This is a genomic window from uncultured Microbacterium sp. (assembly GCF_963521695.1).
In the GTDB taxonomy this organism is placed as follows: Bacteria; Actinomycetota; Actinomycetes; order Actinomycetales; family Microbacteriaceae; genus Microbacterium.
Map to the genome: position 1 here is coordinate 1 of NZ_CAUQWC010000019.1, position 25815 is coordinate 25815.

Annotated in this window: 24 protein-coding genes and 1 pseudogene; 13 read left to right on the plus strand and 12 right to left on the minus strand. The window is 70.8% G+C overall.

The genetic code is table 11. From position 1 onward, the window contains the following. From RWP81_RS02630 to modA, 3 genes are all read right to left on the minus strand, one after another. Positions 1-847 (minus strand): ATP-binding cassette domain-containing protein (locus RWP81_RS02630; protein ID WP_314451984.1); only part of this gene is annotated, 847 nt, incomplete at its 3' end. Further along, positions 844-1623: a molybdate ABC transporter permease subunit gene (gene modB, locus RWP81_RS02635; RefSeq protein ID WP_314451987.1), complete on the minus strand. Its 780-nt coding sequence runs from the start codon at positions 1621-1623 to the stop codon at positions 844-846. The genes RWP81_RS02630 and modB, both read right to left, overlap by 4 nt. Beyond that, the gene (modA, locus tag RWP81_RS02640; RefSeq protein ID WP_314451990.1) at positions 1620-2405 is read right to left on the minus strand and encodes a molybdate ABC transporter substrate-binding protein; all 786 of its coding nucleotides are present in this window, start codon (positions 2403-2405) and stop codon (positions 1620-1622) included. The genes modB and modA overlap by 4 nt, the downstream gene beginning before the upstream one ends. 258 nt (positions 2406-2663) lie before the next feature. Between modA and RWP81_RS02645 the strand changes: the two genes are divergently transcribed. Beyond that, the gene (locus RWP81_RS02645; protein ID WP_314451992.1) at positions 2664-3509 is read left to right on the plus strand and encodes a helix-turn-helix transcriptional regulator; all 846 of its coding nucleotides are present in this window, start codon (positions 2664-2666) and stop codon (positions 3507-3509) included. A 129-nt stretch (positions 3510-3638) separates the two neighbouring features. Continuing rightward, the gene (locus tag RWP81_RS02650; protein ID WP_314451993.1) at positions 3639-4550 is read left to right on the plus strand and encodes an SDR family oxidoreductase; all 912 of its coding nucleotides are present in this window, start codon (positions 3639-3641) and stop codon (positions 4548-4550) included. Between the two features lie 188 nt (positions 4551-4738). Here RWP81_RS02650 and RWP81_RS02655 read toward each other — a convergent pair whose 3' ends face one another. After that, a complete protein-coding gene (locus RWP81_RS02655; RefSeq protein ID WP_314451995.1) occupies positions 4739-5134 on the minus strand; it encodes a TOBE domain-containing protein in 396 nt (131 codons plus the stop codon). A gap of 239 nt (positions 5135-5373) precedes the next feature. Next, a complete protein-coding gene (locus tag RWP81_RS02660) occupies positions 5374-6297 on the minus strand; it encodes a MerR family transcriptional regulator (RefSeq protein WP_314451997.1) in 924 nt (307 codons plus the stop codon). A gap of 193 nt (positions 6298-6490) precedes the next feature. Here RWP81_RS02660 and RWP81_RS02665 point away from each other — a divergent pair, with 193 nt between their 5' ends. Beyond that, positions 6491-7492 carry an SDR family oxidoreductase gene (locus tag RWP81_RS02665; RefSeq protein WP_314451999.1) on the plus strand — a complete coding sequence of 334 codons (1002 nt, stop codon included), beginning with the start codon at positions 6491-6493 and terminating at the stop codon, positions 7490-7492. Between the two features lie 162 nt (positions 7493-7654). Further along, positions 7655-8611, plus strand: coding sequence for an arginase family protein (locus RWP81_RS02670; protein WP_314452000.1), 957 nt, complete (start codon positions 7655-7657; stop codon positions 8609-8611). Positions 8612-8620: 9 nt separating this feature from the next. On the opposite strand, the gene RWP81_RS02675 is transcribed toward RWP81_RS02670, so the two are convergent. Further along, a complete protein-coding gene (locus RWP81_RS02675) occupies positions 8621-9271 on the minus strand; it encodes a CGNR zinc finger domain-containing protein (RefSeq protein ID WP_314452002.1) in 651 nt (216 codons plus the stop codon). A gap of 113 nt (positions 9272-9384) precedes the next feature. On the opposite strand from RWP81_RS02675, the pseudogene RWP81_RS02680 reads away from it, so the two are divergent. Beyond that, a pseudogene (locus tag RWP81_RS02680) lies at positions 9385-10629 on the plus strand (MFS transporter); the annotation flags it as partial. A 150-nt stretch (positions 10630-10779) separates the two neighbouring features. On the opposite strand, the gene RWP81_RS02685 reads toward RWP81_RS02680, so the two are convergent. After that, positions 10780-11760: an aldo/keto reductase gene (locus RWP81_RS02685; RefSeq protein ID WP_314452004.1), complete on the minus strand. Its 981-nt coding sequence runs from the start codon at positions 11758-11760 to the stop codon at positions 10780-10782. 92 nt (positions 11761-11852) lie between these two features. After that, positions 11853-12692: an SDR family oxidoreductase gene (locus RWP81_RS02690; RefSeq protein ID WP_314452006.1), complete on the minus strand. Its 840-nt coding sequence runs from the start codon at positions 12690-12692 to the stop codon at positions 11853-11855. 151 nt (positions 12693-12843) lie between these two features. Here RWP81_RS02690 and RWP81_RS02695 point away from each other — a divergent pair, with 151 nt between their 5' ends. The 6 genes from RWP81_RS02695 to RWP81_RS02720 all read left to right on the plus strand — a co-directional run bounded on the left by RWP81_RS02695 (position 12844) and on the right by RWP81_RS02720 (position 18002). Beyond that, entirely contained in the window at positions 12844-13734 is an 891-nt protein-coding gene (locus RWP81_RS02695) for a helix-turn-helix transcriptional regulator (RefSeq protein ID WP_314452008.1), read from the plus strand. 214 nt (positions 13735-13948) lie between these two features. Next, a complete protein-coding gene (gene moaA / locus RWP81_RS02700) occupies positions 13949-15163 on the plus strand; it encodes a GTP 3',8-cyclase MoaA (RefSeq protein WP_314452010.1) in 1215 nt (404 codons plus the stop codon). Continuing rightward, positions 15160-15930: a HesA/MoeB/ThiF family protein gene (locus RWP81_RS02705; protein ID WP_314452012.1), complete on the plus strand. Its 771-nt coding sequence runs from the start codon at positions 15160-15162 to the stop codon at positions 15928-15930. The genes moaA and RWP81_RS02705 overlap by 4 nt, the downstream gene beginning before the upstream one ends. 64 nt (positions 15931-15994) lie before the next feature. After that, positions 15995-17218 (plus strand): gephyrin-like molybdotransferase Glp, encoded by a 1224-nt coding sequence (gene glp / locus RWP81_RS02710; protein ID WP_314452014.1) that lies wholly within the window; start codon positions 15995-15997, stop codon positions 17216-17218. Next, entirely contained in the window at positions 17215-17769 is a 555-nt protein-coding gene (gene moaC / locus RWP81_RS02715) for a cyclic pyranopterin monophosphate synthase MoaC (protein WP_314452016.1), read from the plus strand. Before glp ends, moaC begins: the two co-directional genes overlap by 4 nt. Then, positions 17766-18002 (plus strand): MoaD/ThiS family protein, encoded by a 237-nt coding sequence (locus tag RWP81_RS02720; RefSeq protein WP_314452018.1) that lies wholly within the window; start codon positions 17766-17768, stop codon positions 18000-18002. The genes moaC and RWP81_RS02720 overlap by 4 nt, the downstream gene beginning before the upstream one ends. Positions 18003-18104: 102 nt before the next feature. Here the strand turns inward: RWP81_RS02720 and RWP81_RS02725 are convergent, their stop codons facing one another. The 3 genes from RWP81_RS02725 to RWP81_RS02735 are packed head-to-tail and all read right to left on the minus strand — an operon-like array spanning position 18105 to position 20716. Next, positions 18105-18575: a molybdenum cofactor biosynthesis protein MoaE gene (locus tag RWP81_RS02725; protein ID WP_243224110.1), complete on the minus strand. Its 471-nt coding sequence runs from the start codon at positions 18573-18575 to the stop codon at positions 18105-18107. Next, positions 18572-19054, minus strand: a complete 483-nt coding sequence (locus RWP81_RS02730) for a MogA/MoaB family molybdenum cofactor biosynthesis protein (RefSeq protein ID WP_314452021.1) — start codon at positions 19052-19054, stop codon at positions 18572-18574. The genes RWP81_RS02725 and RWP81_RS02730 overlap by 4 nt, the downstream gene beginning before the upstream one ends. A gap of 57 nt (positions 19055-19111) precedes the next feature. After that, positions 19112-20716 carry an SDR family oxidoreductase gene (locus RWP81_RS02735; protein ID WP_314452023.1) on the minus strand — a complete coding sequence of 535 codons (1605 nt, stop codon included), beginning with the start codon at positions 20714-20716 and terminating at the stop codon, positions 19112-19114. Between the two features lie 65 nt (positions 20717-20781). Here RWP81_RS02735 and RWP81_RS02740 point away from each other — a divergent pair, with 65 nt between their 5' ends. Then, positions 20782-22332: a carboxylesterase/lipase family protein gene (locus RWP81_RS02740; protein ID WP_314452025.1), complete on the plus strand. Its 1551-nt coding sequence runs from the start codon at positions 20782-20784 to the stop codon at positions 22330-22332. Between the two features lie 62 nt (positions 22333-22394). Beyond that, positions 22395-23864, plus strand: coding sequence for an MFS transporter (locus RWP81_RS02745; protein ID WP_314452027.1), 1470 nt, complete (start codon positions 22395-22397; stop codon positions 23862-23864). 196 nt (positions 23865-24060) lie between these two features. On the opposite strand, the gene RWP81_RS02750 is transcribed toward RWP81_RS02745, so the two are convergent. Further along, positions 24061-25815, minus strand: a 1755-nt coding sequence (locus tag RWP81_RS02750) for a helicase HerA-like domain-containing protein (RefSeq protein WP_399540535.1), incomplete at its 5' end; no start/stop codon positions are given.

Here is a 25815-nt window from a genome sequence, read left to right on the forward strand (position 1 = left end):
ACTCGAACGCCCCACCCCGGGCGACCCCGACGACGCGCTCCAGCCCCGCGATCTTCGCGGCCACCTCGGTGGCCGGCGCCGCCAGCACCTCGCGCATCGGTCCCTCCTGCGTCACCGAGCCCCGCTCGACGATCACCAGGCGGTCGGCGAGCGCCGCGGCATCCACTGCGTCGTGGGTCACCGCGATCGTCGTGACCCCGTCGAGGCGCTCGCGCAGCATCGCGCGGATCTCCGACGCCGTCACCGCGTCGAGGGCGACGAGCGGCTCATCGAGCAGGACGACCCGCGGCTCCGCGGCGAGCGCTCGAGCGACCGCGACGCGCTGCTGTTCGCCGCCCGAGAGCTGCGCGGGGCGACGATCGCCCGCGCCCGGCAGCCCGACCCGTGTCAGCCATTCGTCGGCCCGGGAACGGGCATCGGATGCCGAGACCGCGGCCGCCCTCGGACCGAAGGCGACGTTCTCGCGCGCGGTGAGGTGCGGGAAGAGCCGGGCATCCTGCCCGAGCAGCACGATGCCGCGGTGCATCGGGGCGGTCCGCACACGCGGAGGGCGGTCGAGCACCCGTCCGTCGAAGACGATCTCGCCGCCGTCCAGCGGCGTGAGCCCGGCGAGCGCGCCCAGCACCGTCGACTTGCCGGCGCCGCTGCGGCCCATGAGGGCAACGGTCTCTCCTGCGGCCACCTCGAGGAAGACGTCGACCTCGAAGTCCCGACGACGCACGACGACGCGGGCGCAGAGCGCCGCGGCATCCCGATCACCCTCGTCAGCACGCGCGGGCGACCCGGGCACCGCGGCATCCGGAGAAGATCCCGCGCCGCCGTCGACGCGACCGCCGCCGCCATTCATCGCCCCACCCCCGGCCGCCACCCGCGAACGAGCAGCAATACCGCGACCGCGGTCACCAGCAGCAGCAGCGACAGCGCCACGGCAGTACCCTGCGAGACCCCCGCGCCATTGAACGCCGTGTAGATCGCGAGCGGCATCGTCTGCGTCACGCCGGGGCGGTTGCCGGCGAACAACGCTGTCGCGCCGAACTCTCCGATCGCGCGGGCGAAGCACAGCACGACACCGGCGACGATCCCCGGTGCGGCGAGCGGCAGTGTCACGCGCCGCAGGATCGTCGCGCGCGACGCGCCGAGCGATGCCGCGGCACGCTCGAACTCGACCCCGGTGCTGCGCAGCGCGCCCTCCACCGCGAGCACGAGGAACGGCAGGGCGACGAACACCTGCGCGAGCACCACGGCGGGTGTGGAGAAGGGCAATCCGAGCGCGCCGAACCAGCCGTTCCGCCCGAAGAGATAGAGCAGCGCGACACCACCGACCATCGGTGGCAGCACGAGCGGCACGGTGACCAGCGCCCGAAGCAGCGCCGCGACGCGAACGGGGCTCCGCGCGATGAGAACGGCGAGAGGGACGCCGACGATCGCGCAGATCGCCGTCGCCACCGCCCCCGTCGACAGCGACAGACCGAGGGCCGAGAGCGCGGCATCCGAGGTGATGTCACTCCACAACGTCGCCCACTCGACGCGGACGATGAGTGCGGTCAGCGGCACGAGCAGGAAGAGAAGCCCGACCACCGCCGGCACGATCAGCCAGCGCGGGACGTATCCCGCGACTCTCACGGCGCGCGGAAACCGGCGTCGGCGAGGATCTGCTGTCCCTCGTCCGACAGCACGAAGGCGACGAAGGCGGACGCCGCATCGGGGTTCTGCGCCTCGGTGAGCGCAGCGATCGGGTAGCGGTTGACGACCGCGTCGGCGCCCTCGGGCACGATCGCTTCGACGTCATCGCGCCCGACGACGTCGGTGGCGTAGACGAGCCCGGCGTCGGCTTCGGATGCCGCGACCTTCGTGAGCACCGCGGTCACGTTCTGCTCCGAGCTCGCCGCGCTCACACTGACGCCCGCGTTCGACAGCAGCGTCGCCGAGGCCGCACCGCAGGGGACCTCGGGCGCGCAGAGCACGGTCGTGCCGCGCGCGAGGTCGGCGAGGGTCCGGACACCGCCGGGGTTCCCCTTCGGCACGGCGATGACGAGGGTATTCCCCGCGAACACCTGAGGGTCCGGCGCCTGGGCGGTGACCTTGGCCATGTTCTTCTCGTCGGCCGAGGCGAAGACGTCGGCCGGCGCCCCCTCGCCGATCTGCGTGGCGAGCGTGCTCGATCCGTCGTAGACCGCGCTCACCGTGACGCCCGGGTGCTCCTGCTCGAACGCCGTCGCGATCTCATCGAACGAGCGCTGCAGGGAGGCCGCGGCGTAGACCTCGACGGTTCCCGACAGCTCACCGGACGACGCGGCGGATCCGGATGCCGCGGGGGCGGGCGCAACGGGGGTGGAAGCGCTGGCGCACCCGGCGAGGAAAGCCGCCGCGCCCAGAAGGGCGAGAAGACGGACAGAGCGAGACATGGCATCCTTCCGGCGACGCCGGAGGACCGCCACCGCCCCCATTATTCCGCATATGCGGACTCTTGGCCGCAACGAGGCCGCTTTCACAGCGAAGTGCATTTCGCTGACATCTCGGTCGCAAGCTGAAACCGCTCAGTCAGCCGGGTGCACCCTCGCGGGCCCGACCACGGAGCCGCCACCCCGAACGCGAGAGGTGGATCGGCGAGTCCTGGCACGACTCCGCGCGGCGCGGTAGGAACGGGGGATGCGAGCGACGACATGAGCGACCTGACCGGCCTGGGCGACTTCCTCCAGCACCGCCGCGAGTCCCTGCAGCCCGAGGATGTCGGGCTCGCGCGCGGCGTGCGACGACGAACGGCGGGCCTGCGTCGCGAGGAGGTGGCCCTCCTCTGCCATCTGTCCACCGATTACTACGCCCGTCTCGAACGCGGCACGGGTCCCACCCCCTCGGAGCAGATGCTGACCTCCCTCGCGCAGGGCCTGCACCTCAGTCTCGCCGAGCGCGATCATCTCTTCCGGCTCGCGGGACACCAGCCGCCCTCCCGCCACTCCGGCACGGAGCACGTCAGCCCCGGGATGCTGCGCGTGCTGGACCGTCTCGACGACACCCCCGCCGAGATCGTCACGGAGCTCGATGAGACCCTGCGTCAGAGCCGCCTCGGGGTCGCGCTCCTCGGCGATGCGTCGCGGCGCACGGGTCCCGCGCGGAGTCTCGGGTACCGCTGGTTCACCGATCCGACCACTCGCACCGCGTACCCTCCCGACGAAGCCACGGTCCTCTCGCGGGTCTATGCGGCGGGGCTGCGCGAACTCGTCGCCGCGCGCGGCGAGGGCTCGCGCGCGGCCGAGCTGGCCAGCGACCTCCGTGGACGCAGCGCGGAGTTCGCCGCGCTGTGGGACACGCACGAGGTCGGCGCGCGGCCCCCCGAGGTCAAGCGGTTCCACCACCCCGAGGTCGGGCACCTCGACCTGTCGTGCCAGACGCTGCTGGACCCCGAGCAGTCGCACCGCCTGCTCGTCTTCACGGCGCAGCCCGGTAGCGAGAGCGCCGACAAGCTCCGCCTGCTGGCGGTCATCGGCGCGCCGTCCACCGCTGCGCGCTGAGGCCGCCCGGTCGCGCTCGCCCCCGACGTGCGGCGCTGAGGGGTGGATCGCCGAACAGTGGCTGAGCGGGCACTGGCTCGCTCGGGGCGGGGGCGAGAGCATCGAGACATCGACGCGAAAGGACCGACCATGTCCCCCACCTCTCCTTCCCTCCGCGGCCGTCTGGCCGTCGTCACCGGTGCCAGCGACGGCATCGGCACGGTCATCGCGACGCGCCTCGCCTCTCTCGGCGCCGAGGTCGTCCTGCCCGTCCGCTCCCCCGAGAAGGGCCGCCGCGCGCTCGACGCCCTGCGCAGAGAGGTCCCGGATGCCGTGGCCTCGACGCGCACGCTCGACCTCGCGAGTCTGGACTCGGTGCACGCTCTCGTCACCGAGCTCCGCGGGGAGGGGCGGCCCGTGCACCTGCTCGTCAACAACGCCGGCGTGATGACCCCACCGGACCGGCAGACGACCTCCGACGGCTTCGAGCTGCAGTGGGGCACGAACCACCTGGGTCACGCGGCACTCACTCTCGGCCTGCTCCCGCTGCTGCGCGAGGGTCGCGCGCGGGTCGTGCACCAGACGAGCATCGCGGCCCGCCGGGGGCGTCTGCGCGAGGACGCCATCGACGCCGCTCCGTACGACGCGATGGCCTCGTACACGCAGTCGAAGATCGCCATCGGTCTCTTCGCCCAGGAGCTCGAACGCCGTAGCCGCGCCCAGGGATGGCAGATCACCAGCACCCTGGCGCACCCCGGCGTCTCGCCCACCAACCTGCTCGCGGCACAACCCGGTCTCGGCCGCTCGCGCGAACTCGGCGCCCGCCGTGTCATCCGGCTGCTCTCGCGCCTGCACGTCACCGGCACCGTGGCATCGGCCGCCGAACCCGCCGTGCTCGCCGCAACCGCTCCGGCATCCAGCGGCACCTTCTTCGGGCCCTCAAGGCTCGTCGGCGGCCCGGCCCGCCCGATCGCGCTGTGGGAGCCCTTCCACGACGCCGGCGACGCGCGGAAGCTCTGGGACCTCACCACCGACGCCATCGGTCCGCGCTTCGCGGTCTGACGCTCGAGTGCGCGGCTGCGCCGGCATGTCGCCGCGGGCCTCAGCTCCTCGCTGTGGGGCAAGCGGCTGCGTATCTCGTCGCGCCGACCCCGGCACGCGCCGCCTCGGTCGGCGGTGGAGTCACCCTCGCCCGAACCGCGCGGGGCTCTCCATGCATCACCTCGGTCGTGGGTGGCGCGACCGACGCCTCACCCGTGCGGGGCCTCCACCGTCACGACCGTCGCCTTGACCGACGCCACCGCGAGCGAGCCGGGCTCGAGCGCCAGCTCGTTCGCCGCCTCGGCCGACATCAGCGACACCACCCGGTGCGGACCGCACTGCAGGTCGACCTGCGCCATCACTCCGTCGATCTGCACGCGGGTGACGATCCCGACGAACCGATTGCGGGCGCTGGATGCGACACCGGTCGGGTCATCGGGCTCGTCGGCGAGCGCGACCGCGCGCGCGGCCAGGGCGGCGCCGGGGATCTCCGCCGGCGAGGATCCCGTCGTCGGCAGCACACCCTGATCGATCCAGCGACGCACCGTGTCGTCGCTGACCCCGAGGAGGCGGGCGGCCGTCGCGATGCGGAAGGTGTTCGGCATCCCCCGACCGTAGCGCCTGAGTCCGCCGGGGCGCGGGCCGGTCACGGGGATGGACGCAAGCGGTGCATCCGGGGCTCTTCACGTCGTGCGCCACCGCGAGAGGGGCGACGCGGCTTCGCACCGAGCGGACCCGCAGTACTCCGCCACCGATGCGGATGGAGCTCCGTGGCGAGAGCAGGGTTTGCCGCGAGACCCGCGAGTACGAAGACTCAGAAGACGCGAACGCTGCATCCGTGGCCTCACGCGTCGCCCGCTGGCTGGGGAGGCGCCGAGTGGGGCACCAGGTCGTAGACGTCTGCGGCGCTGGTTGAGGAATCGAACATGGACACCGAGAAGGCCCGGCGGCGGGCGACGTCGCTGAGGGCGTGAACGTGGCCGGTCGCGATGCGATGGGCGAAAGCGATGTTGGCGAGGTAGGAGAGCGTCGAGTCGTCGAGGCCCGTGTCGTCCGTGGCGGTCGCGTGCGGCAGTGAGTAGACCAGCTCCTGTCGCGTTGGCAGCGTGTCTGACGTGACCCGCGCGGCGGCATCCAGCAGCGGTGCAACGACGTCGCCCACGCGGCGAAGGGCGTCGGGTGAAGCAGGACCTGTCACACGATGCGCGAGGCGCATTTGAGGTACGACAGTCGATACCGATGTGGTCCAGGATTCCGGGAGGAGCTCGATCCCCTCTGCCCGGAGAGCGTCGACGAAGACACGGTCGAGGTTCGGAAGATCCACCGCCAACGCAGTGAAGGTCTCTGTCAGCTCATTCGAATCCGAGGAGATGCCGAAGGGGATCTCACACCCGATCCAGTGCGCAGGATCTGCGTCGCGAACGATCGCCTCGAGGCCATCGGGGTCAGTGGTGGCAACGCGCTCGGCCACGTCGAGGTAGAAGTCCTCCATGGCTCTGCGTATCGCCAGGTTTCCGCGATGCTCGTCGAATCGGAACCGGCTGTCGGGGCGGAGGTCGTCGAGCGGGATTTTCGCTCGACGGAGGAGGTCCAGCGTGATGCCGTCGACGATCAGGTCGGGGGCGTAGGACCGGTAGCCGTTTACCGGGTCGATAGCAGACGGGGTGAGAACGGCGTGGTCGGCGTACAGGCGCAGCGCCTTCTCGGAGAGGCCGGTCAGCGAACGGAATCGACCCGCAGAGAAGTTCGGGGGAAGTGTGGTGGGCATGTTCATACTGTGAGCCTTGCCCCTGCGGCGGAGTCAACCGCGCGAGCTGGCACGCCCGCTCCGGCGGTGCGCGCCGGGAGGCTCAGCCCGTTCGAGTTCTCGGGTACGGCGGTGAGGCGTCCCACAACCCCCTGTCGATGGCGGGTGCGGGTCGTACGGTTGCCGCGAAGCTAACCGGTGATGAGGGGGAACGATGAGCGCGCGTGGTGTGGCGGTAGTGACGGGCGGGTCTGCGGGCCTGGGGCGGGCGATCAGTCGGGAGCTGGCGGATCGGGGGTGGGATGTCGCCGTGCTGGCGCGAGGCGAGGACGGTCTGGCCGCCACCGTGCGAGAGATCGAGGCGCGGGGACGCCGGGGCTACGCCGTCAGCACCGATGTTGCGGACTGGGGCGCCGTCGATGCGGCCGCGTCGGCGGTCGAGGACGAGCTCGGTCCTATCGACCTGTGGGTGAACAATGCGATGGCGGGCACCATCTCGGAGTTCCTCGATACGTCCGTCGAGGACTTCGATCGAGCCACACAGGTCACCTACCTCGGGGTCGTCAACGGCACCCGTGCGGCGCTCAGCCGGATGACTTCTCGCGGGACGGGGCACGTCATCCAGGTCGGTTCAGCCCTCGCCCACCGAGGGATCCCGCTGCAGGCGGCCTACTGCGGCGCGAAACATGCCGTCCATGGGTTCACCGACGCCGTCGTCGCGGAACTCACGCACAATCACAGCGATGTAGCGGTGTCGCTGGTGGACATGCCCGCGCTGAACACGACGCAGTTCGGCTGGGTGAAGTCGAACTTCCCCGAACACCCCCAGCCCGTACCTCCCATCTTCGAACCCGAGGTCGGTGCACGTGCGATCGCGGATGTTGCGGACGTGCCACGTCGACGCACGTGGGTGGGCGAACCCACTGCGGCCACCATCCTCGGCGCTCGATTCGCCGGTCGGTTCCTCGACTGGTTCCTCGCGAAGACGGCGTACAGCGGGCAGGTCGAGACGGGCAAGCCTCGTTCTACGCAGCCCTCGAACCTGTGGGAACCCGTCACGGGCGACCACGGCGCCCGAGGCATATTCTCCGACGACGCCCACTCGTTCAGCCCCCAGACGTGGGCCATCCGCCACCGCCGACCCGTCTTCTCCACGCTCGCCCTCACCCTTGCCGCCGCGGTCGGGGCGACGGCGGCGGCAGCCAGACGGCGCTAGCCACCGCATGCGCGCCCCAGTGATCTCAATCACCGGTGCAACACCCACCGCTGGTGCGAGATCCACAGATTTCGCCTCACGTGAGCCACGCGGCGGGTCAGAGCCGGCGCCGGTGCTCGGGCGTCGGTCGACAAACCGGGCCCTTCACGATGCAATGGACGCGTGACGAAGGACGAGCGCGATCCGACCCTTGCCCGCGACGGATATCGCGTGACCGTCCTCGGCGTCCCCAACAGCGTGAGCGCGTACTGCATCGGCGTCGAAGGCGCCCCGGCCGCGTTGAGGGAGGCGGGCCTGCTCGACGCGCTCGCTCTCGGCGGGACGCCGGTTGTCGATGCGGGCGACCTGACGACACGCGTCTGGCACCCCGACCACGCGAGTCCGTTCGTCCAGAACGTCGGCGAGGAAGCCCAGGCGTCGACGGAGCTCGCGGAGGCGGCGGGAGCGCTCCTCGCAGGCGGTCGACGACTACTGCTGATCGGGGGGAGTTGCATGGTCGCGTTCGGCATGTGCCGGGCGATGGCGATAGCCGACGCCCGTCCGCGTCTGATCTACATCGACCGGCACCTCGACCTGAACACGCCGCGGTCGACGACAGAAGGTTCGTTGAGCTGGATGGGCATGGCGCACGCGCTCGGACTCGACGGCACCGCTCCCGAACTCGCATCGACTCGGGATGGCGCGCCAGTGCTACACCCCTCCGATCTCGTCTACCTCGGCGCGGATCCGACTCGGGAAACCACGACGTGGGAGCGCGAACAGCTCGAGATCCTGAAGATCGGTGTCGTCGACCAGACCGCGCTGTGCGCCGACCCCACCGCAGCGGCGCGCCGGGCGGCAGCCCACCTTGATAGTGGCCCATTCGTCGTGCACCTCGACGTCGACGTCCTCGACTTCCTGGACGCTCCGATCGCCGAGAACGTCAACGGGCGCAACAGCGGCCCCACTGTCGAGATGGTGGGCGAAGCCCTGTCCCATCTCGTTCGTCACGAGGACTGCTGGGGTCTGTCGATCGGGCAGCTCGTCCCCGCTCACGCCGCATCCGACCCCACCGCGCTCCCACGCCTCGTATCGGCACTGGGCGCAGCGTTCGCCCCGGGAGCCGCCCCTTCGCACTGAGCGCTCGCCTCATACGGGATCGGACGCCCCCTCGACCGGCGGAGACGCCAGGCGAGCCCGCTCGTTGTGACGTCGCACTCGATTGCGGTTGCCGCAGTCGGTGGCTACGCACCAACGGCGGTTGTTACGGGGTGAGGTGTCCACGAACACCCAGCCGCAGTCGTCGTCGGCGCACTGCCCGAGTACCCCGGGGTCCGTCTGCGTGAGGAGGTCGACAGCTGCGAGGGTAAGACGGCGGCGGGGCAGAGCCAGATCGACGTCGAAGTGCCATCGTCGCGGCGCATTCTCATCGGTGAAGAGACGCTGGAGTCGACCTGCCGCGATTGCCTCCGCATACTCTCCGGCGAGAAGCTCGGCGCCTGACTCGTCAGACTGGTAGGCCGCAACGTACAACCCTTCTCGCAGCGCGCGGACCCGCGTGAGCTCACTCGCGGCGAGGTCGGGGTGGGCTTGTGCCAGCGACTCCAGGTGCGTTGCCGCTTCGTCATCGATGAACCCGAACTGGAAGGACCACGCGAGGAGGTCATCGAAGCCCTCCAAGCGGTCGGCCCATCGGTCGGGGCTCAGTCGCCAGTGCACGGTATTCACCGCGTCGAGCGCAGGATGTCCGGCGATGGACGAGAAGGGGATTCGAGTCCGAACACCCCGTGCGTACGCCATTGCCTGAGCCTAATGGACAACACGGGTTACTCCCGTTAGCGAAGTGTGCAACCGTGTAATGTATGAAGTCCCGATCACGCGTTAGTAATCGATGACAGAGCGACTTCCGGCGCTTTTGGCTGGGACAGGCAGCGTCGCTGACGGGTGAGCAGATCCGCGAGTTGGCCGTCCCCCTGGTCGCGATCACGGTGCTCGGCGCTTCGGCCGCCGAACTGGGGGCGATCGGGCTCGCCCAGTGGCTTCCCTTCCTCTTCCTCGCCCTGCCACTCGGCGTGCTCGCCGACCGACGCCGTCGGCGGGGCCTCATCGCGCTGAGCCAGTGGTCACGCGCCGCGCTCATGCTCGGCGTGGTCGTCGCAGCTCTGCTGGGCGGCCTCAGCCTGCCTCTTCTCATCGCGCTCGTCACCGCCCTCGGTGCCTTCGCCGTGCTGTACGAGGTCTGCTACCAGTCGCTCGTGCCATCGCTCGTACCGACGAACGCACTGGAAGGGTCCAACTCGCGGCTACAGGCCACCGCGTCGGGGGTTGAGATCGGAGGCCCCGGGATCGCAGGTCTCCTCGCGCAATGGGTGGGAGCGCCCATGGCCTTGCTCGCGAGCACCATCGGCTATGCGGTGTCGGGCATTGCGACATCGACCATCCGCACCCCGGAACAAGCGCCCGAACCGCCAGAGCGCACCGACGGCACGCGCGGCGGATTCGTGACTGACGTGCGCGACGGCATCACCTACGTGCTGCGCGACCGGTATCTCGTCGCGAACGTCGGGTTCTCCGCGCTCTACAACCCTTTCTCCCAGTGGATCGTCGTGCTGTTCACACTGCACAGCATCCGCGAACTCGGCCTCGACGCCGGCCAGATCGGGTTGGTGTTCTCACTGGGGGCGACCGGTGCGCTCGCGGCCGCGGCCCTGACCCCTGCCCTCACTCGACGGTTCCGCGCCGGCCGTATGCTCCTGGCGTGCGCCGTGGTCGAGTGCAGCGTGCTCTGCGTCATTCCGCTGGTGGACGCGGTTTGGGGCGCGACAGCGATCGTCGCCGTGCTCGCCGGCGTATGGGCACTCAACGGCGCCGGGACGGGAGTCTCGAGCGTGCTGCTCGTGACGATCCGACAGCTGCGCACTCCGCACGGGTTGCTCGGCCGCGTGAACGCGTCGATGCGAACCGTCACCTACGGAACCATCTCGCTCGGCGCGCTGGCGGGCGGGTTCGCCGGTGAGTGGCTCGGCACCCGTGCAGCTCCCGGGCTGGGGGCGGCTCTGTGTCTCTCAACCATCGTGTGGGTCGCTCTGTCGCCGCTCGCTCGAATCCGACGCGTCGAAGACCTCGCACTGCCCCAGGGCAACGCGTCTCGAACCTGACGGCCCGTGGCGCGAAACCGATGGGGTACCCAGCAGTGCCACGCTGACGATGCCGGGTCGCACCACGAGAGGCTGAGCCCTCCTCGGCCACGGAAGAGGGGCCGCGGGGAAGACCGATCCCCTCCCCGACGTCCTCTCGGGTTCGCGGTGTCAGCGGTCGATGGAGGCCATGTTGGCTGCATTGTGCCGGTCGCCGGCGGCGGGCTGGAGCGACTCCAGGCGCTCGATCTGCCCGGTGCTGAGTTCGACCCGGTCCGCGGCCGTGTTCTCCTCCATTCGCTCGACCCGGCGGGTGCCGGGGATCGGGGCGATGTCGTTTCCCCTCGTGAGGATCCAGGCGAGAGCTGTTTGCGCGGGGGTCGCGCCGATCTCGGCCCCGATCGCGCGGAGCTCGTCGACGAGTGCCAGGTTGCGCCGGAAATTCTCGCCGATGAACCGAGGGTTGTCCTTGCGCCAATCGTCGTCGGGGAAGTCGTCGACCGTGCGGATCTGTCCGGTGAGCAGGCCGTGTCCGAGCGGCGAGTAGGGGACGAAGCCGATGCCGAGTTCGCGGAGCAGCGGCAAGATGTTTTCTTCGACGTCGCGGGTCCACAGCGAGTACTCCGTCTGCAGCGCCGACACGGGCTGCACGGCGTGGGCGCGGCGGATGGTGGCTGCGGATGCTTCTGAGAGCCCGAAGTGGAGGACCTTTCCCTCGGCGATCAGGTCGGCGACGGCTCCGGCGGTGTCTTCGATGGGCGTGTTCGGGTCGACGCGGTGCTGGTAGTACAGGTCGATGTAGTCGGTCCCCAGCCGGTGCAGAGATCCTTCGACGGCGGTCCTGATGTTGGCGGGGCTGCTGTCGATGGTTCCGGGACCGCCGCCGGAGTGGGAGACGAAGCCGAACTTGGTCGCGATCTTGACCTCGTCTCGGCGACCCGTGAGGGCCTGCCCGATGATCTCTTCACTCAGGTACGGGCCGTAGATCTCGGCGGTGTCGATGTGGGTGACACCGAGATCCAACGCCCGTCGGATCGTGCGGATGGATTCGTCGTTGTCCAGACCTCCGCCCGTCGTGTAGGTGCCGGCCATGGTCATCGCGCCGAGGCCGATGCGAGAGACAGCGAGGTCTCCGAGATGTGCGGTTTTCATGTCGTCCTGACTGTGTGACGGCCGCTGCGGGCGCCGGAGACGACAGCGACGGTTCGGGAAAGTCGTGGGTCAGTCATGCGCATGCCCCTCGATCACGCGTCGTAGGACAGGGAGGCGGACAACTCGCGATTGGCGTCGATCTGCGCCTGGATGGTGGAGAGGTTCTCCTCCTCACCGGCCATGCCGTCGGCGCCGGCGATGAAACGGAGCGGGAGTTCGACGGAGTCGGAGAGGATGACGAGCGCCTGTCCGAGCTTCTTCGGGTCGCCGCCCTGTTGGCCGTTCATGCTCTTCCACGCCTCGATGGTCTTCGCGGTACGTTCGGCGTAGTCGTCGACGTGCAGTTCGGGCCAGATCGTCGAGGCTCCTTCGACGAGCAGTTCGGTGCGGAAGAAGCCGGGCTCCACCGACATCGTGCGGATGCCGTACGGCTCCACGTCGAACCGCAGCGATTCCATCCACCCCTCGAGCGCGAACTTCGACGCGGCGTAGGCCGCACAGAATTCCTGACCGATCAGGCCCGCCATCGAGGTGACCGTGATCACCTGACCCGAACGCTGCGTGCGCATCACCGGAAGCACGGCGCGGGCGACGTTCAGAGGGCCGAAGAAGTTCGTCTCCATCTGCGCACGGAACTGCTCGGGGCTGATGTTCTCGAAGTAGCCGGCGTAGAAGTTGCCGGCATTGTTCACGAGCACGTCGATGCGCCCGAACCGCTCCACCGCGGCCGCGGTTGCCTCCTTCGCGGCGCCACGATCGGTGATGTCCAGCTCGACCGCCAGGAGCTTCTCGTGCGCGCCGATCGCGTTCTCCACGCGGGCGGCGTCTCGGCCGGTTGCGACGACGGAGTGCCCGGCCGCGAGGGCCGCACGGGCGATGTCGATACCGAGGCCGCGGCCGGCCCCGGTGATGAACCATACGTTGCTGCTCACGAGTGTTGCCCTTCTGAAATGTCGGATGCCGGCGCCATCGGCGGCTGGTGCCCTCGAGTCAACGCCTCTCCGTCGACGTGTGCGTGGCCCTCCTTATGGGTGCCCCCGCAGGGACCCCATCGGCCGGGTTCGGCGGCGTACCGTCGAGGTCATGGACGATCACGACGCGATCAGTGAGTTCCTCACGACCCGGCGAGCGAAACTCACCCCCGAGCAGGTGGGGCTGCCGGACTTCGGCGGACGCCGCCGCGTGCCCGGCCTGCGCCGCGAAGAGGTGGCCCTGGTCGCAGGGATGAGCGCCGAGTACTACAAGCGCCTCGAGCGGGGAAATGCGACCGGTGTCAGCGATGCCGTCATCGACGGCGTCAGCCGTGCACTGAAACTCGACGACGCGGAACACTCTCACCTGTACGACTTGATCCGCGCTGCCAATGCCGGCGCCCACCCTCAGCGGCGCCCGCGATCGGGGCGCACGTCGAAGGTGACGCCGGAGATGCAGCAGACCATCGATGCCATGTCGACGGTGCCGGTCTATGTGCAGAACGGGCGCCTGGACGCGGTGGCGACCAACCGGCTGGGGTACGCGCTGTACTCGGTGATGCTCGATGACGCTCGCCCTCCCGTCAACGCCGCCCGCTTCATCTTCCTCAACCCCGAAGCCCAGACGTTCTACCCGGATTGGGAGAGCCAGACCCGCCAGATCGTCGCCGTTCTGCGCGCCGAAGCGGGACGCTCCCCGCACGACCGGCACCTCTCCGACCTCGTCGGCGAGCTCTCCACCCGCAGCGATCTGTTCCGCACGCTCTGGGGCGCGCACGACGTTCGCGAACACCGCACCGGGACCAAACGCATCCACCACCCGGTCGTCGGCGACCTCGATCTCACCTTTCAGGCCATGGACCTCGCCTCCGATCGAGGACTGCAGATGCTGGTGTTCTCGGCACCCCCCGGATCGACCTCCCTCGAACGCCTGCAGTTGCTCGCCAACTGGACCGAATCGGAGCACCTGGCCAACACCGGGACCGCCGCCACCGAGACGTGACGCACATCACCTCGACGGCGCACGAATACATCGCACGGAGCGAACCATGCGCTGACCCGGGTGCAGGATCGACCGGTTTCGCCCCGGCAGCGATTCACTCAGGTCCCCGCGCGGTACACCGCGAGCCCCACGGTGGTCTTCTCGAATCCGCGAAACTCCTCCCACTCCGTCTCGGCCCGCCCCCGCCCCCGCAGGGCTGACCTAGGCTCAAGCCATGGATGCCGATCACGCGCACGCGACGTCACGTCCGGTGTCCGTGCCGCTCGGCGCCACCGTCACGACGGCAGCGGCCCCGGCGGCCCAGCTCGGCGCGATCCGTTCCACCGGAGGGCCCCGACCGGCAGATGCGCAGCGGCCCGGACCGCAGCGCGAACCCGGCGCTGTCCGCGCCACCGGCGCCCCGACCGACGGAGGCCTGCAAGACCGCTTCGGTCGCGTCGCGACCGACCTGCGCGTCTCTGTGATCGACAAGTGCAACCTGCGCTGCACTTACTGCATGCCGGCCGACGGGATGCCGTGGCTCCCGCAGTCGCAGCTGATGAGCACCGATGAGATCCGCCGCATCGTCCGGGTGGCGGTGCAGTCGCTCGGCGCCGAAGAACTGCGCATCACCGGCGGCGAACCGCTCGTACGCAAAGACCTCGAGTTCATCATCGCCGGCATCCGCGCCGACAACCCCGACCTGCCGATCTCGATGACGACCAACGCCGTCGGCCTCGACCGCCGCGCGCAGGCGCTGAAAGACGCGGGGCTCACGCGCGTGAACGTCTCGCTCGACACCCTGCACCCCGAGACCTTCGCCGAGCTCACCCGCCGCCCCCACCTCGATAAGGTGCTCGCCGGCCTGCAGGCCGCCCGCGCGGCCGGCCTCGGGCCCATCAAGATCAACGCGGTGCTGCTGCGGGGCATCAACGACACCGAGGTCGTGCCGCTCGTCGACTGGGCCGTGTCGAACGGCTTCGAGATGCGCTTCATCGAGGACATGCCGCTCGACGGCGATCGTTCGTGGAGCGCTACCAACGTCATCCCGGCGCGTGACATCCGCGCGGCCATCGAGCAGAGCTTCAGCCTGACCGCCGATCCGCGTGGCCGGGGCGCCGCCCCCGCCGAACGCTGGGAGGTGCGCCGCCACGGCGACACCGCCCTCGCCGGGCACGTAGGCATCATCTCGTCGGTCACCGAGCCCTTCTGCGTCGCCTGCTCGCGCACGCGGGTCACCGCCGACGGTCGCATCCGCTCGTGCCTGTTCTCGCACGACGAGACCGACCTGCTCACCGCGCTCCGCGACGGCGCCGACGACGAGGGGCTCGCGCAGATCTGGCGGGATGCCATGTGGGCCAAGCCCCGCGCCCACGGTTCCGATCGTGCGGGCTTGGCGCGCGCCGACTTCGTGCAGCCCGAGCGCACCATGAGCGCGATCGGCGGATGAGACCGCTCGTCGAGCCCGCGGCATCCCTCGCCCCGGAAGAACTCATCCGTACGGCCCGCCACGCGGTGCTGGCGGGTATCGGCGAGGAGGGGCAACGTCGTCTCGCGGCCGCGCGCATCGCGGTGGTGGGTGCCGGCGGTCTCGGCTCCCCCGTGCTGCTCTCGCTCGCCGCGGCCGGGGTGGGCGAGCTCGTGATCATCGACGACGACACGGTCGAGCGGACGAACCTGCAACGCCAGCTCGCGCACCGCGTCGCCGACATCGGCACCGCGAAGACGGCATCCGCCGCCCGCGCCGTGCGCGACCTGTCGCCGCTCACCGTCGTTCACGAACGGAACCTCCGGCTGACCTCCGACAATGCCCTCGAGCTGTTCGCGGGTGCCGACCTCGTCATCGACGGCAGCGACACGTTCGACACGCGCGAGGCCGTCGCAGCGAGCGCCGAAGCCCTCGGCATCCCCCTCGTCTGGGGTGCCGTGCAGGAATGGGCGGCGCAGGTGACGGTGTTCTGGTCGCATCCGCCCGAGGGATACGCGGCAGTCGTCCTCGGCGACCTCTTCCCGCCCGGTTCTGCCGGTGAACCCCCGACGTGCGCCCAGGTCGGCGTGCTCGGCTCGCTGTGCGTCCAGGTCGGCGGGCTTCTCGCGACCGAGGCGATCAAGCTCGTCACGGGAGCGGGCGAGCCCCTCCTCGGGCGCCTCGTCGTCATCGACGCGCTGCGCGCCCGGCACGACGTCCTCCCGCTCGCCGGGGCGCGGCGACCGTGATCCGCCGGTTTCACGTGCGGACGGTCCCGGCGTCCGTCTCATCCCCGTCCGGAAGGTTCCCCTCGTGACCGCCCTCCTCACCGTCGAAGAGCACCGCGCCCGCGTGCTCGCCGCCATTGCCCTGCTGCCCGCCGAGTCGGTGCCGCTGTCGGAGGCGTCGGGCCGGACCCTCGCCGCCCCGGTGCTCGCCGCGCACGACCTGCCGGGCTTCGACAACTCCTCGATGGACGGTTTCGCGGTGCGCTTCGCCGACGTCGAGGGGGCGGATGCCGAGAACCCCATGACTCTGCGCGTGGTCGCCGATCTCCCCGCCGGCACGGCCGACGACCCCTCGCTCGCCCCCGGCGAGGCCGCCCGCATCATGACGGGTGCGATCGTCCCCGCCGACGCCGACGCCATCGTGCCGTTCGAGGACACCGTCGGCGGACTCGCCGATTCGCTGGGCGCCGTGACCGTGCTCCGCGCGCCGACGGCCCTCGGCGCGTTCATCCGCCGGCGGGGCGGCGATACCCGCGCCGGCGACGCGGTGCTCTCCCCTGGTGAACGCCTCGGCGCGTTCGCCCTGGGTGCCGCTGCGGCCGCGGGCGTCGACACGGTCACCGTCACGCGCCGCCCCCGCGTCGCGATCGTCTCCACCGGCAGCGAGCTGGTCGCCCCCGGCCACGCGCCCGGCCGCGGTCAGACTCCCGACTCGAATGCGACGCTGCTCGCGGCCGTCGTCGCCGACGCCGACGCCGACATCGAGCTCGTCGATCGTATCGGTGACGATCCCGCGGGCATCGACGCCGTGCTGGCGCGCGCCACCCGCGCCGATGTCGTCGTGTTCACCGGCGGAGTGAGCGCCGGGGCCTACGAGCCCGTGCGTCTGGCCCTGGCTGATCGCATCGCCTTCGACAAGGTCGCGATGCAGCCCGGCAAGCCGCAGGCCTTCGGTGTCCTGGACGACGGCCGGTTGGTGTTCGGACTCCCCGGCAATCCCGTGAGCGTAGCGGTGTCGTTCGAGGTGTTCGTGCGTCCGGCGCTGCTCGCCCTGCAGGGGCGCACGACCGTCGATCGACCTCTCGCCCGGCTCACGGCATCCGAGAGCTGGACGACCCCACCCGGCCGCCGCCAGTACCTCCCCGCCGTCGTCGATCTCGTCGCCGGCACCGTCCGCCCGGCCACCACGGGTGGCTCCGGATCGCACCTGGCCGCCTCGCTCGCGCGCGCCGGGGCGTTCGCGATCGTTCCCGCCGAAGTGTCGACCGTGTCGGTGGGCGACCCGCTCGATGTCATGCTGATTCCATGACCTTCACCCACCTGGATGCCGCGGGCCACGCCCGCATGGTCGACGTGACGCTGAAGCAGCCCACCGTCCGCACCGCGACCGCTCGCGGCTTCGTCCGGTGCGCGCCCGAGGTCGTGGCGGCCCTCCGCGATGGCACCGCCCCCAAGGGCGACGTGCTGGCCGTGGCCCGGATCTCCGGCATCCAGGCAGCGAAGTCCACGCCCGCCCTCCTCCCGCTCGCGCACGTCATCGGCGTGCACCGCGCCTCGGTGGATCTCACGATCACCGACGAAGGGGTCGAGATCGAGGCCACCGTCGGTACGGCGGATCGCACGGGCGTCGAGATGGAGGCGCTCACGAGCGTCTCGGTCGCCGCCCTCGCGATCGTCGACATGGTGAAGGGCATGGACAAGGGCACGTTCATCGAGAACGTGCGCATCGTGTCGAAGACCGGCGGCAAATCCGGCGACTGGCTGCGTCCGGGAGAGCCGGGTGCTCCCGGGATCGCGTCATCCCCCGCAGCGGCCGACGCGCCGAGCGGCCACCCCGGCGTCACCGGAGCACTCGCGTGAGCGTGCGCGTGCGCTACTTCGCCGCCGCCGCGGAGGCAGCGGGCACGGATGCGGAGGACCGCGACGAACCGGGCCTGGCCGCGCTGCGCGCAGCGGTCGTCGCCGACCACCCCGCCCTCGGCGGCATCCTGGACCGCTGTGCCGTCCTCGTCGACGGCGAGCGCCGTGACGACGACGCCCCCCTGTCCGGGGTCACGCACGTCGACATCCTGCCGCCCTTCGCGGGCGGCTGACCGGGGTCCGTACCTCGCAGAAACCCCCTTTCCTCGCAGAATCCGCGGGGGAGTCTCCGAGGAAGCGCCCGATCTGCGACAAGCGGGCGCGCCGCCGGACGCTTACCCGCCCAGCCCTTTCCACGCCGTCGTGCCGTCCGCTTCGACCTGCCGCTTCCACACGGGTAGGTCGGTCTTGATGGTCTCGATCACGCGTCGGCAGACCTCGAACGCCTCCGCGCGGTGACCGGATGCCACGGCGATCACGACCGCTGCCTCGCCGACGCCCAGGCGCCCCACCCGGTGGCTGACCGCGACGATCGCGTCGGTCCCCTCGGCCGCCGCGGCGGCGATGCGGTGCAGAGCCTGCTCGGCGTCGGGGTGCGCGCTGTACTCGAGCGCGATGACGGCGTCGGACGCGTCGGGGTCGGTGTCGCGAACGCGCCCGACGAAGGTGGTCACGGCTCCCGATGACGCGTCTTCGACAGCGTCGAGGTGCGCGTCGAGGTCGAGCGACGTCTCGGAGAGGCGCGCGATGCGCACGGAGCCCCGAAGAGGAAGGTCGGACGGCGAACCGCTGTCGGGCGTGGTCATGCGTGGTCTCCTCCGGCGAGTTGGTCGAGCACGTGCGGCGCGACCTCCGCGATCACCGCGACCCCGGATGCCACGGCTCGGGTCGACCCGGGCAGGTTGACGATCAGCGTGCCCGGGTCGACGATGCCGGCGAGCCCCCGGGAGATGATCGAGAGAGAGGTGTCGGACAGGCCACGACGGCGGAGCTCTTCGGCGATGCCGGGAAGCTCGCGGTCCAGCACCCGGGCCGTGCCCTCGGGCGTACGGTCGCGCGGTGCGATGCCCGTGCCGCCGGTGGTGACGACGAGCCCGGGGCCCGCCGAGACGGCTGCGCGCAGGGCGCTCTCCACGCTGTCGGCACCGTCGGGGACGACGATCGCATCGGCGCAGTCGAACCCTGCCTCGCGCAGCAGCGAGACGGCGAGCGGACCACCCCGGTCTTCGCGGAGTCCGGCGGCGGAACGGTCGGAAACGGTGATCACCCGGGCGGCATGCGGCACGGGATCAGCCTAGGCGCGCCAGGATGTCACAGGCCCCGCGGGCGGGCGACACCGCCGTCACCCGCCGATCGTCTCGACCTCGGGCACCTCCGGTGCGATGCGGCCCGCCTCGGACTGCGGCTCGGGGTCTTCGCGCTGCACGTGCTCGGCGGCAGCGGTGATGCGTCGCGCCATGCCGCTGAAGATCAGCCCGTGGAACGGCAGGACCGCGAGCCAGTAGAGCCGCCCGGCGAGACCCGTGGGGAAGAACAGTGCACGCTGGTCGAAGCGGGCTCCGTCACCCTCGGGGGTCGCACGCAGCTCGAGCCATGCCCCGCCGGGGACCTTCATCTCGGCACGCAGCCGCAGCAGGCTGCCGGGTTCGATGGCCTCGACGCGCCAGAAGTCCAGCGCGTCGCCGACGGTGACGACGGAACGGCTGCGGCGTCCGCGCGCGAGGCCCACGCCGCCGACGAGCCGGTCCATCCAGCCGCGGATCGCCCAGAGCAGCGGCGAGGAGTACCAGCCGTTCTCTCCGCCGATCCCCTCGATCACCGACCAGAGCTGTTTGGCGTTCGCCGTCGTCGTCATCGAGCGCTTGTCGGTGTAGACCAGACGGCCGGCCCAGTCGGGGTCGCTCGGCAGCGGGTCGCTCGGAACGCCCGAGACCTCGGCATCCAGCCAACTGGTCTCGATATCGTCGTTGTTGACGCGCCGCATCGCCAGGCGGACCGCCTCGCGGTAGGGCATCAGCCCCGCTTCGGGACGCGGGATGAGGTCGTCGACCGCGCGGTCCTTGACCACGCAGTCGTTCTGCAGCGACTCCACGAGCGGGCGCGCGATCGACTTCGGGATCGGTGTCACGAGGTTGACCCAGTGCGACGCGAGCCGCGGCGTGAGCACGGGCAGCGACGCGATCGGACGCTGGTTCAGGCCCGCTTCGAGGGCGTAGCCGTTCATCATCTGCCCGTACCGCAGCACGTCGGGTCCGCCGATGTCGACGGCCCTGTTGACGTTGGGCGCCACGCGCGCCGCCCCCAGCAGGTAGTGCAGCACGTCGCGCACCGCGATCGGCTGGATGAAGTTGCGCACCCACTTCGGCGCGGGCATGTACGGCAGCACGTCGGTGAGGTGACGCACCATCTCGAACGACGCGGAGCCCGAGCCGATGACGACACCGGCCTGCAGCACCAGGGTGGGCACCCCGCTGGCGAGCAGGATGTCGCCCACCTCGACGCGGGAGCGGAGGTGAGCCGAGAGGGGCGTGTCGAGCGGGTGCAGGCCACCGAGGTACACGATGCGACGCACGGATGCCGCGGCGGCCGCATCCGCGACGGTCTGCGCCGCGCGCCGGTCGGTGCTCTCGAAGTCGCGGCCGCCGCCCATCGAGTGGATCAGGTAGTAGACGACGTCGACGTCTTTCACGGCCTCGGTGACGGCCGAGGTATCGGTCGCATCGCCCTGTACGACCTCGACGTCGCCGCCCCACGGGAACGCCGTCGCGCGCCGGGGGTCGCGCGCGAGCACGCGCACGCGGTAGCCCGCCGCGATCAGGCGCGGAACGAGGCGCCCACCCAGATATCCGGTGGCGCCGAGCACGAGGGCGCGCGGTGCCGAGCCGTCGTCACGGGGCTGCGCGACGAGGGCGGGTTCGCGGCCGGTGGGTGTGGTCAGCTCGCTCATGCCCGTCACCGTACGCCGGGCCTCCGACATCCCCGGGGGCTTGACGGCGGCGCTAGGGTGGGCGCGTGATCGACGCATCCCCCGGCCCGCTCGCCGAGGCCCCCGCCGGATCCTTCCGCGGTCGCGTCGGAGCAGGGGCTCGCCGGTGGCTGGGCATCCGTTATGGCCGGGCCCCCGTCGGGGACCTCCGGTGGCGCACTCCGCGCGCCGCGCCCGACGCGGTCGAGGAGGTCGACGCCGTTTCCTTCGGCGCGGCGTGCCCGCAGCCGCCCAGCCCCCTGCCGCTCGGCGACGGTATCGCGCAAGATGAGGATTGCCTGTTCCTCAACGTCTGGGCTCCGGATGCCGAGACACCGTCGCCCCGCCCGGTGATGGTATGGGTGCACGGCGGCGCATACGTGTTCGGTGCCGCGAGCCAGCGCACCTACGACGGCGCTCGTCTGGCCGTGGCGGGCGACGTGATCGTGGTGACCCTGAACTACCGTCTGGGCACCCTCGGCTTCCTCGGTATCGACGCGGCTCTCCCGGGCGCCGGGTTCGAGGGCAACCTGGGCCTTCGCGACGTCCTCCTCGCGCTGACCTGGGTGCAGCGCAACATCGCCGCGTTCGGCGGCGACCCCGATCGGGTGACGCTGTTCGGCGAGTCCGCGGGCGGCGGCGTCGTCACGACGCTCTTGGCCACACCGTCGGCATCCGGACTCTTCCACCGCGCCATCGCCGAGTCGTCGCCGGCGTCGAGCGTCTACGGGCGCGAGCGCGCGGGCAAGGTCGCGACGCGGTTCGTCCGGTCGCTCGGTGTCGACCCTGATGCGCCCGACGCCGCCCGCCAACTGCGGGAGATGAGCCCCGCGACCCTGGCGGCGGCCGGTCAGCGCCTCTTCGCCGAGGTGCCCGAGCACGACCCGGGGACCCTCGCGTTCGCCCCGACCATCGACGGCGACCTCGTGCCCGAGGCGCCCGTGACGGTGCTGCGCGAGGGACGTGGACTCCCCGTGCCCCTGATGATCGGCACGAACAAAGACGAGGCGTCGCTCTTCGTCTACATGAAGTCGCCGCTCATCCCCGTCACCGGCGACCGCATCGAGCGGATGTTCGCCGACATGGCCGCCGAGAACCCCGACGTCGTGCTGCCGGAGCGCTCACAGGTGCTCACCGCGTACGAGCACGTCCGCCATCGCGCGCTGGGCCTCGGCATCGCCGGCGATATCGGCTTCCGCCTGCCCACGCTGTGGGTGGCCGAGGGTCACGCCGCCGTCGCGCCCGTGCACCTCTACCGCTTCGATCACTGCACACCGTTCTTCCGTCTCGTGCGCCTGGGCGCCACGCACGGCAGCGAGCTGATCTACGTGTGGGGCACCCTCGACGGTGGTCCGAAAGACCCGACCTTCCGCCTCGGAGGGCGCCGCGCCGGAGAAGAGCTGTCGACGCGGATGCAGCAACGCTGGAGCGCGTTCGCGTACGGTCGGGCGCCATCGGCATCCGGTGCCCCCGACTGGCCCGCGTACACGGTCGACTCCCGCGCAACTCTCGTCATCGACCGGAACGACCGCATCGTCGACGACCTCGACGCCGACCTCCGACGTGCGTGGGGTGACGGCGTGCTGGCCTTCCGCTAGCACGACCCCGCCCCCGGTGCCCCGACTGGCGACCTCGCGGCGATCGGGCTAGGGGTAGAAGAATGAACGAGAACACCCCCTCGGCATCCCCCTCCCCCCGTCTCGAGGTCGACGACGTCATCGTCGTCGACACGAAACGCGTGCGCACCGCCATCGGCGGCACCGTCGTCGGCAACTTCATGGAGTGGTTCGACTTCGGGATCTACGGTTACCTCGCGTTGACGCTCGCCGCGGTGTTCGCCTCGGACGTCCCCGACCCGTGGGGGCTGCTGGTCACCCTCCTGGGTTTCGCGATCTCGTTCCTCGTGCGTCCTTTCGGTGGTTTCGTCCTCGGCCCCCTCGGCGACCGCATCGGTCGGCAGAAGGTGCTGTTCCTCACGATGGCGATGATGGCCACGGCGACCGCGCTCATCGGCATCCTGCCCACCTCCGCGCAGATCGGGCTGTGGGCGATCGTGCCGCTGTACCTGTTGAAGATGGTGCAGGGCTTCTCCACGGGCGGCGAGTACGCCGGAGCGACCACCTACGTCTCGGAATTCTCCCCCGACCGCCGCCGCGGCTTCTGGTCATCGTGGCTCGACGTGGGCTCCTACGTGGGCTTCGCCGCGGGCGCGTCGGCGGTGGCGCTGACCACGGCCATCACCACCTCGATCTCGGGAGAGAACGCCATGGTCGAGTACGGCTGGCGTATCCCGTTCCTGCTCGCCATCCCGCTGGGCGTCGTGGCGATCTACTTCCGCCTGCGGATCCCCGAGACGCCGGCGTTCGAACAGGCCGGCACCCACGAGGCCGACGCCGACGACCCGATGGCCCGCCAGGGCCTGGTCGGCATCGTGCGCCACCACTGGCGCGCGCTGCTCATCGGCATCGCGCTGGTGGCCGCCACCAACACCGCCGGCTACGCACTGACCAGCTACATGCCCACCTACCTGGAGAAAGAGGTCGGCATCTCCAACATCGCGGCAGCCGTTGCGACGGTCCCCGTGCTGCTGGTGATGTCGGCGACGCTTCCGCTCATCGGGCGCCTCAGCGACCGCATCGGTCGCAAGCCCGTCTACGCGATCGCCGCGGGCTCCGCGCTCGTGCTGCTGGTGCCGGCGTTCCTGATCATGCAGATCGGCGAGCTGTGGGCGGTGATGATCGCGCTGTGCATGGCGGCGGTGCCGGTGGCGTTCTACGTGGCGATCTCGGCATCCGCCCTGCCCGCGCTGTTTCCCACGGCATCCCGCTTCGGAGCCATGGCCGTCGCCTACAACGTCGCCGTCTCGCTGTTCGGCGGAACGACCCCCCTGTTCAGCCAGGCCCTCATCGACTGGACCGGAAACACCCTCATGCCCGCGTTCTACATCATGTTCTTCGCGGCGCTGGGGCTCATCGCCCTGCTGTCGATGCGCGAGACCGCCCGACGGCCGCTGCTCGGCTCGATGCCGACGGTGGAGACCCCCGCCGAGGCGGAGGCCATCGTCGAGCGGCAAGACCGCGATCCGCTCATCGACACCTCGACGATGCCCCTCGCGGTCCGCCGGCCCTGAACCGCACCCCGCCACCACGGGAACCGGTCGGATCGGACGGAATCGGATGCCACACCCCTGGCATCCGGTTCCGCGATGATTCCCCGATATGGCGACGCGCACCACCGCGCCCGCTCAGGATCGGCCGGATCGGACGCCCCGACACGGTGACGTCCGCACCACCGCCCCCGGTACGCGAGCCGGCGGCGCGGCGCGTTCAGCGCCGGCGACTGTTGCCGAACAGGCCGCGGATCACGCCCGACACGATGCTCTTGGTCGCCCCGCGCCCGAGCAGCCCGTCCAACCCGGGCGCGGGTGCGCTCGCGCGGGATCGCGGCGCCGACGTGGACTTCAGGATCCGCTCGTACTCACGCTGCGCCTCCTTCTGCGCGGCGGCGTTGGCCTTGTCGATCGCGGCCTTCTGCTTGGCGTACTCGGCCTCGTCGGCGGCGGCCTTCTTCGCCCGTTCCTCCGCCTCGCGGGCCTCCGTCGCCGCCTGCATGCGCGCGCCGAGGATCTCGCGTGCCGACTCGCGGTCGATGGGTGTTCCGTAGGTGGAGAAGAGGGGGGATGCCGACACGGCCGAGGCCATCGCGTCGGCGGCGATCGGCGACATCGACGCCCGCGGCGCGAAGATGCGCGTCCAGGCGACGGGGGTCGGAGCCCCCCGCTCGCTCATCACCGTGATGATCGCTTCCCCCGTTCCCAACTCCTGCAGCACGCGCTCGAGGTCGTAGCCGGAGTCGGGGTAGGTGCGCACCGACGCGCGCAGCGCCTTCGCGTCGTCGGGGGTGAACGCGCGCAGGGCGTGCTGCACGCGCGAGCCGAGTTGCGCGAGGACGTCGCCGGGCACGTCCTTCGGCGTCTGCGTGACGAAGAACACGCCCACACCCTTGGAACGTATTAGGCGCACGGTCTGCGTGATGGCGGAAAGGAACGCCTTCGACGCGTCACGGAAGAGCAGGTGCGCCTCGTCGAAGAAGAACACCAGCTTGGGCTTGTCGACGTCGCCCACCTCGGGCAGCACCTCGTAGAGCTCGGCCAGCAGGTACATCAGGAACGTGGAATACAGCTCCGGACGGGATGCCACGTTCGGCACCTCGAGCAGACTCACGATGCCGAGGCCCGCGGCATCCGTCCTCAGGAAGACGCGCACGTCGAGCTCGGGCTCGCCGAAGAAGGACTCCGCGCCCGCGGCGGAGAACGCGACCAGCTCGCGCAGGATCACTCCCGCGGTGGCGGCCGACAGCCCGCCGATCCCCTTGAGCTCCGCCTTGCCCTCGTCGCCGGTGAGGTAGGTCAGCACGGCGCGCAGGTCCGACAGGTCGACGAGGGCGAGGCCCTTCTCGTCGGCGTAGTGGAAGACGAGTCCGAGGCTCGACTCCTGGGTGGCGTTCAGTCCCAGCACCCGGCTGAGCAGCAGGGGCCCGAACCCCGATACCGTCGCCCGCACCGGGATGCCCGAGCCCACGTCGTCGCCCAGCGCGTAGAACTCGGTCGGGAACGCCCGCGGCGACCACTCCTGACCGAGGGCGGCCGTGCGGGCGGCGAGTTTCTCGCTCGGGGTTCCGGGGGCGGCGACACCGGAGAGGTCGCCCTTGATGTCGGCCGCGAACACGGGCACACCGTTGTCGGACAGCTGTTCGGCGAGCAGCTGCAACGTGCGCGTCTTGCCGGTGCTCGTCGCCCCCGCCACGAGGCCGTGGCGGTTGACCATGGCCAGCGGGATGCGGACGGGAACGGATGCCACCGGCCCCCCGTTCATCAGCACCCCGAGGTCGAGCGCCGCGCCGTCGGCGGCGTACCCGGTGGCGATACCGGCGACCTGCGCCGGGGTGAGCGGAGCATCGGATGCCGCGGACGCAGCCGGTGCGGACGCGGTGGGGGCCGTTGATGCCGATGTCTCATCTTCGGAGCGCTGCGCGTCGGCCGTCGGCTCAGGTGCCGTGTCGCTGCTTCCCTCCGCTCGCCC

Coding starts and splice junctions, on each gene's coding strand:
- modA (WP_314451990.1), bottom strand. CDS start 2,405: ATGTCTCGCTCTGTCCGTCTTCTCGCCCTTCTGGGCGCGGCGGCTTTC.
- RWP81_RS02645 (WP_314451992.1), top strand. CDS start 2,664: ATGAGCGACCTGACCGGCCTGGGCGACTTCCTCCAGCACCGCCGCGAG.
- RWP81_RS02650 (WP_314451993.1), top strand. CDS start 3,639: ATGTCCCCCACCTCTCCTTCCCTCCGCGGCCGTCTGGCCGTCGTCACC.
- RWP81_RS02655 (WP_314451995.1), bottom strand. CDS start 5,134: ATGCCGAACACCTTCCGCATCGCGACGGCCGCCCGCCTCCTCGGGGTC.
- RWP81_RS02660 (WP_314451997.1), bottom strand. CDS start 6,297: ATGCCCACCACACTTCCCCCGAACTTCTCTGCGGGTCGATTCCGTTCG.
- RWP81_RS02665 (WP_314451999.1), top strand. CDS start 6,491: ATGAGCGCGCGTGGTGTGGCGGTAGTGACGGGCGGGTCTGCGGGCCTG.
- RWP81_RS02675 (WP_314452002.1), bottom strand. CDS start 9,271: ATGGCGTACGCACGGGGTGTTCGGACTCGAATCCCCTTCTCGTCCATC.
- RWP81_RS02685 (WP_314452004.1), bottom strand. CDS start 11,760: ATGAAAACCGCACATCTCGGAGACCTCGCTGTCTCTCGCATCGGCCTC.
- RWP81_RS02695 (WP_314452008.1), top strand. CDS start 12,844: ATGGACGATCACGACGCGATCAGTGAGTTCCTCACGACCCGGCGAGCG.
- moaA (WP_314452010.1), top strand. CDS start 13,949: ATGGATGCCGATCACGCGCACGCGACGTCACGTCCGGTGTCCGTGCCG.
- RWP81_RS02705 (WP_314452012.1), top strand. CDS start 15,160: ATGAGACCGCTCGTCGAGCCCGCGGCATCCCTCGCCCCGGAAGAACTC.
- moaC (WP_314452016.1), top strand. CDS start 17,215: ATGACCTTCACCCACCTGGATGCCGCGGGCCACGCCCGCATGGTCGAC.
- RWP81_RS02725 (WP_243224110.1), bottom strand. CDS start 18,575: ATGACCACGCCCGACAGCGGTTCGCCGTCCGACCTTCCTCTTCGGGGC.
- RWP81_RS02735 (WP_314452023.1), bottom strand. CDS start 20,716: ATGAGCGAGCTGACCACACCCACCGGCCGCGAACCCGCCCTCGTCGCG.
- RWP81_RS02745 (WP_314452027.1), top strand. CDS start 22,395: ATGAACGAGAACACCCCCTCGGCATCCCCCTCCCCCCGTCTCGAGGTC.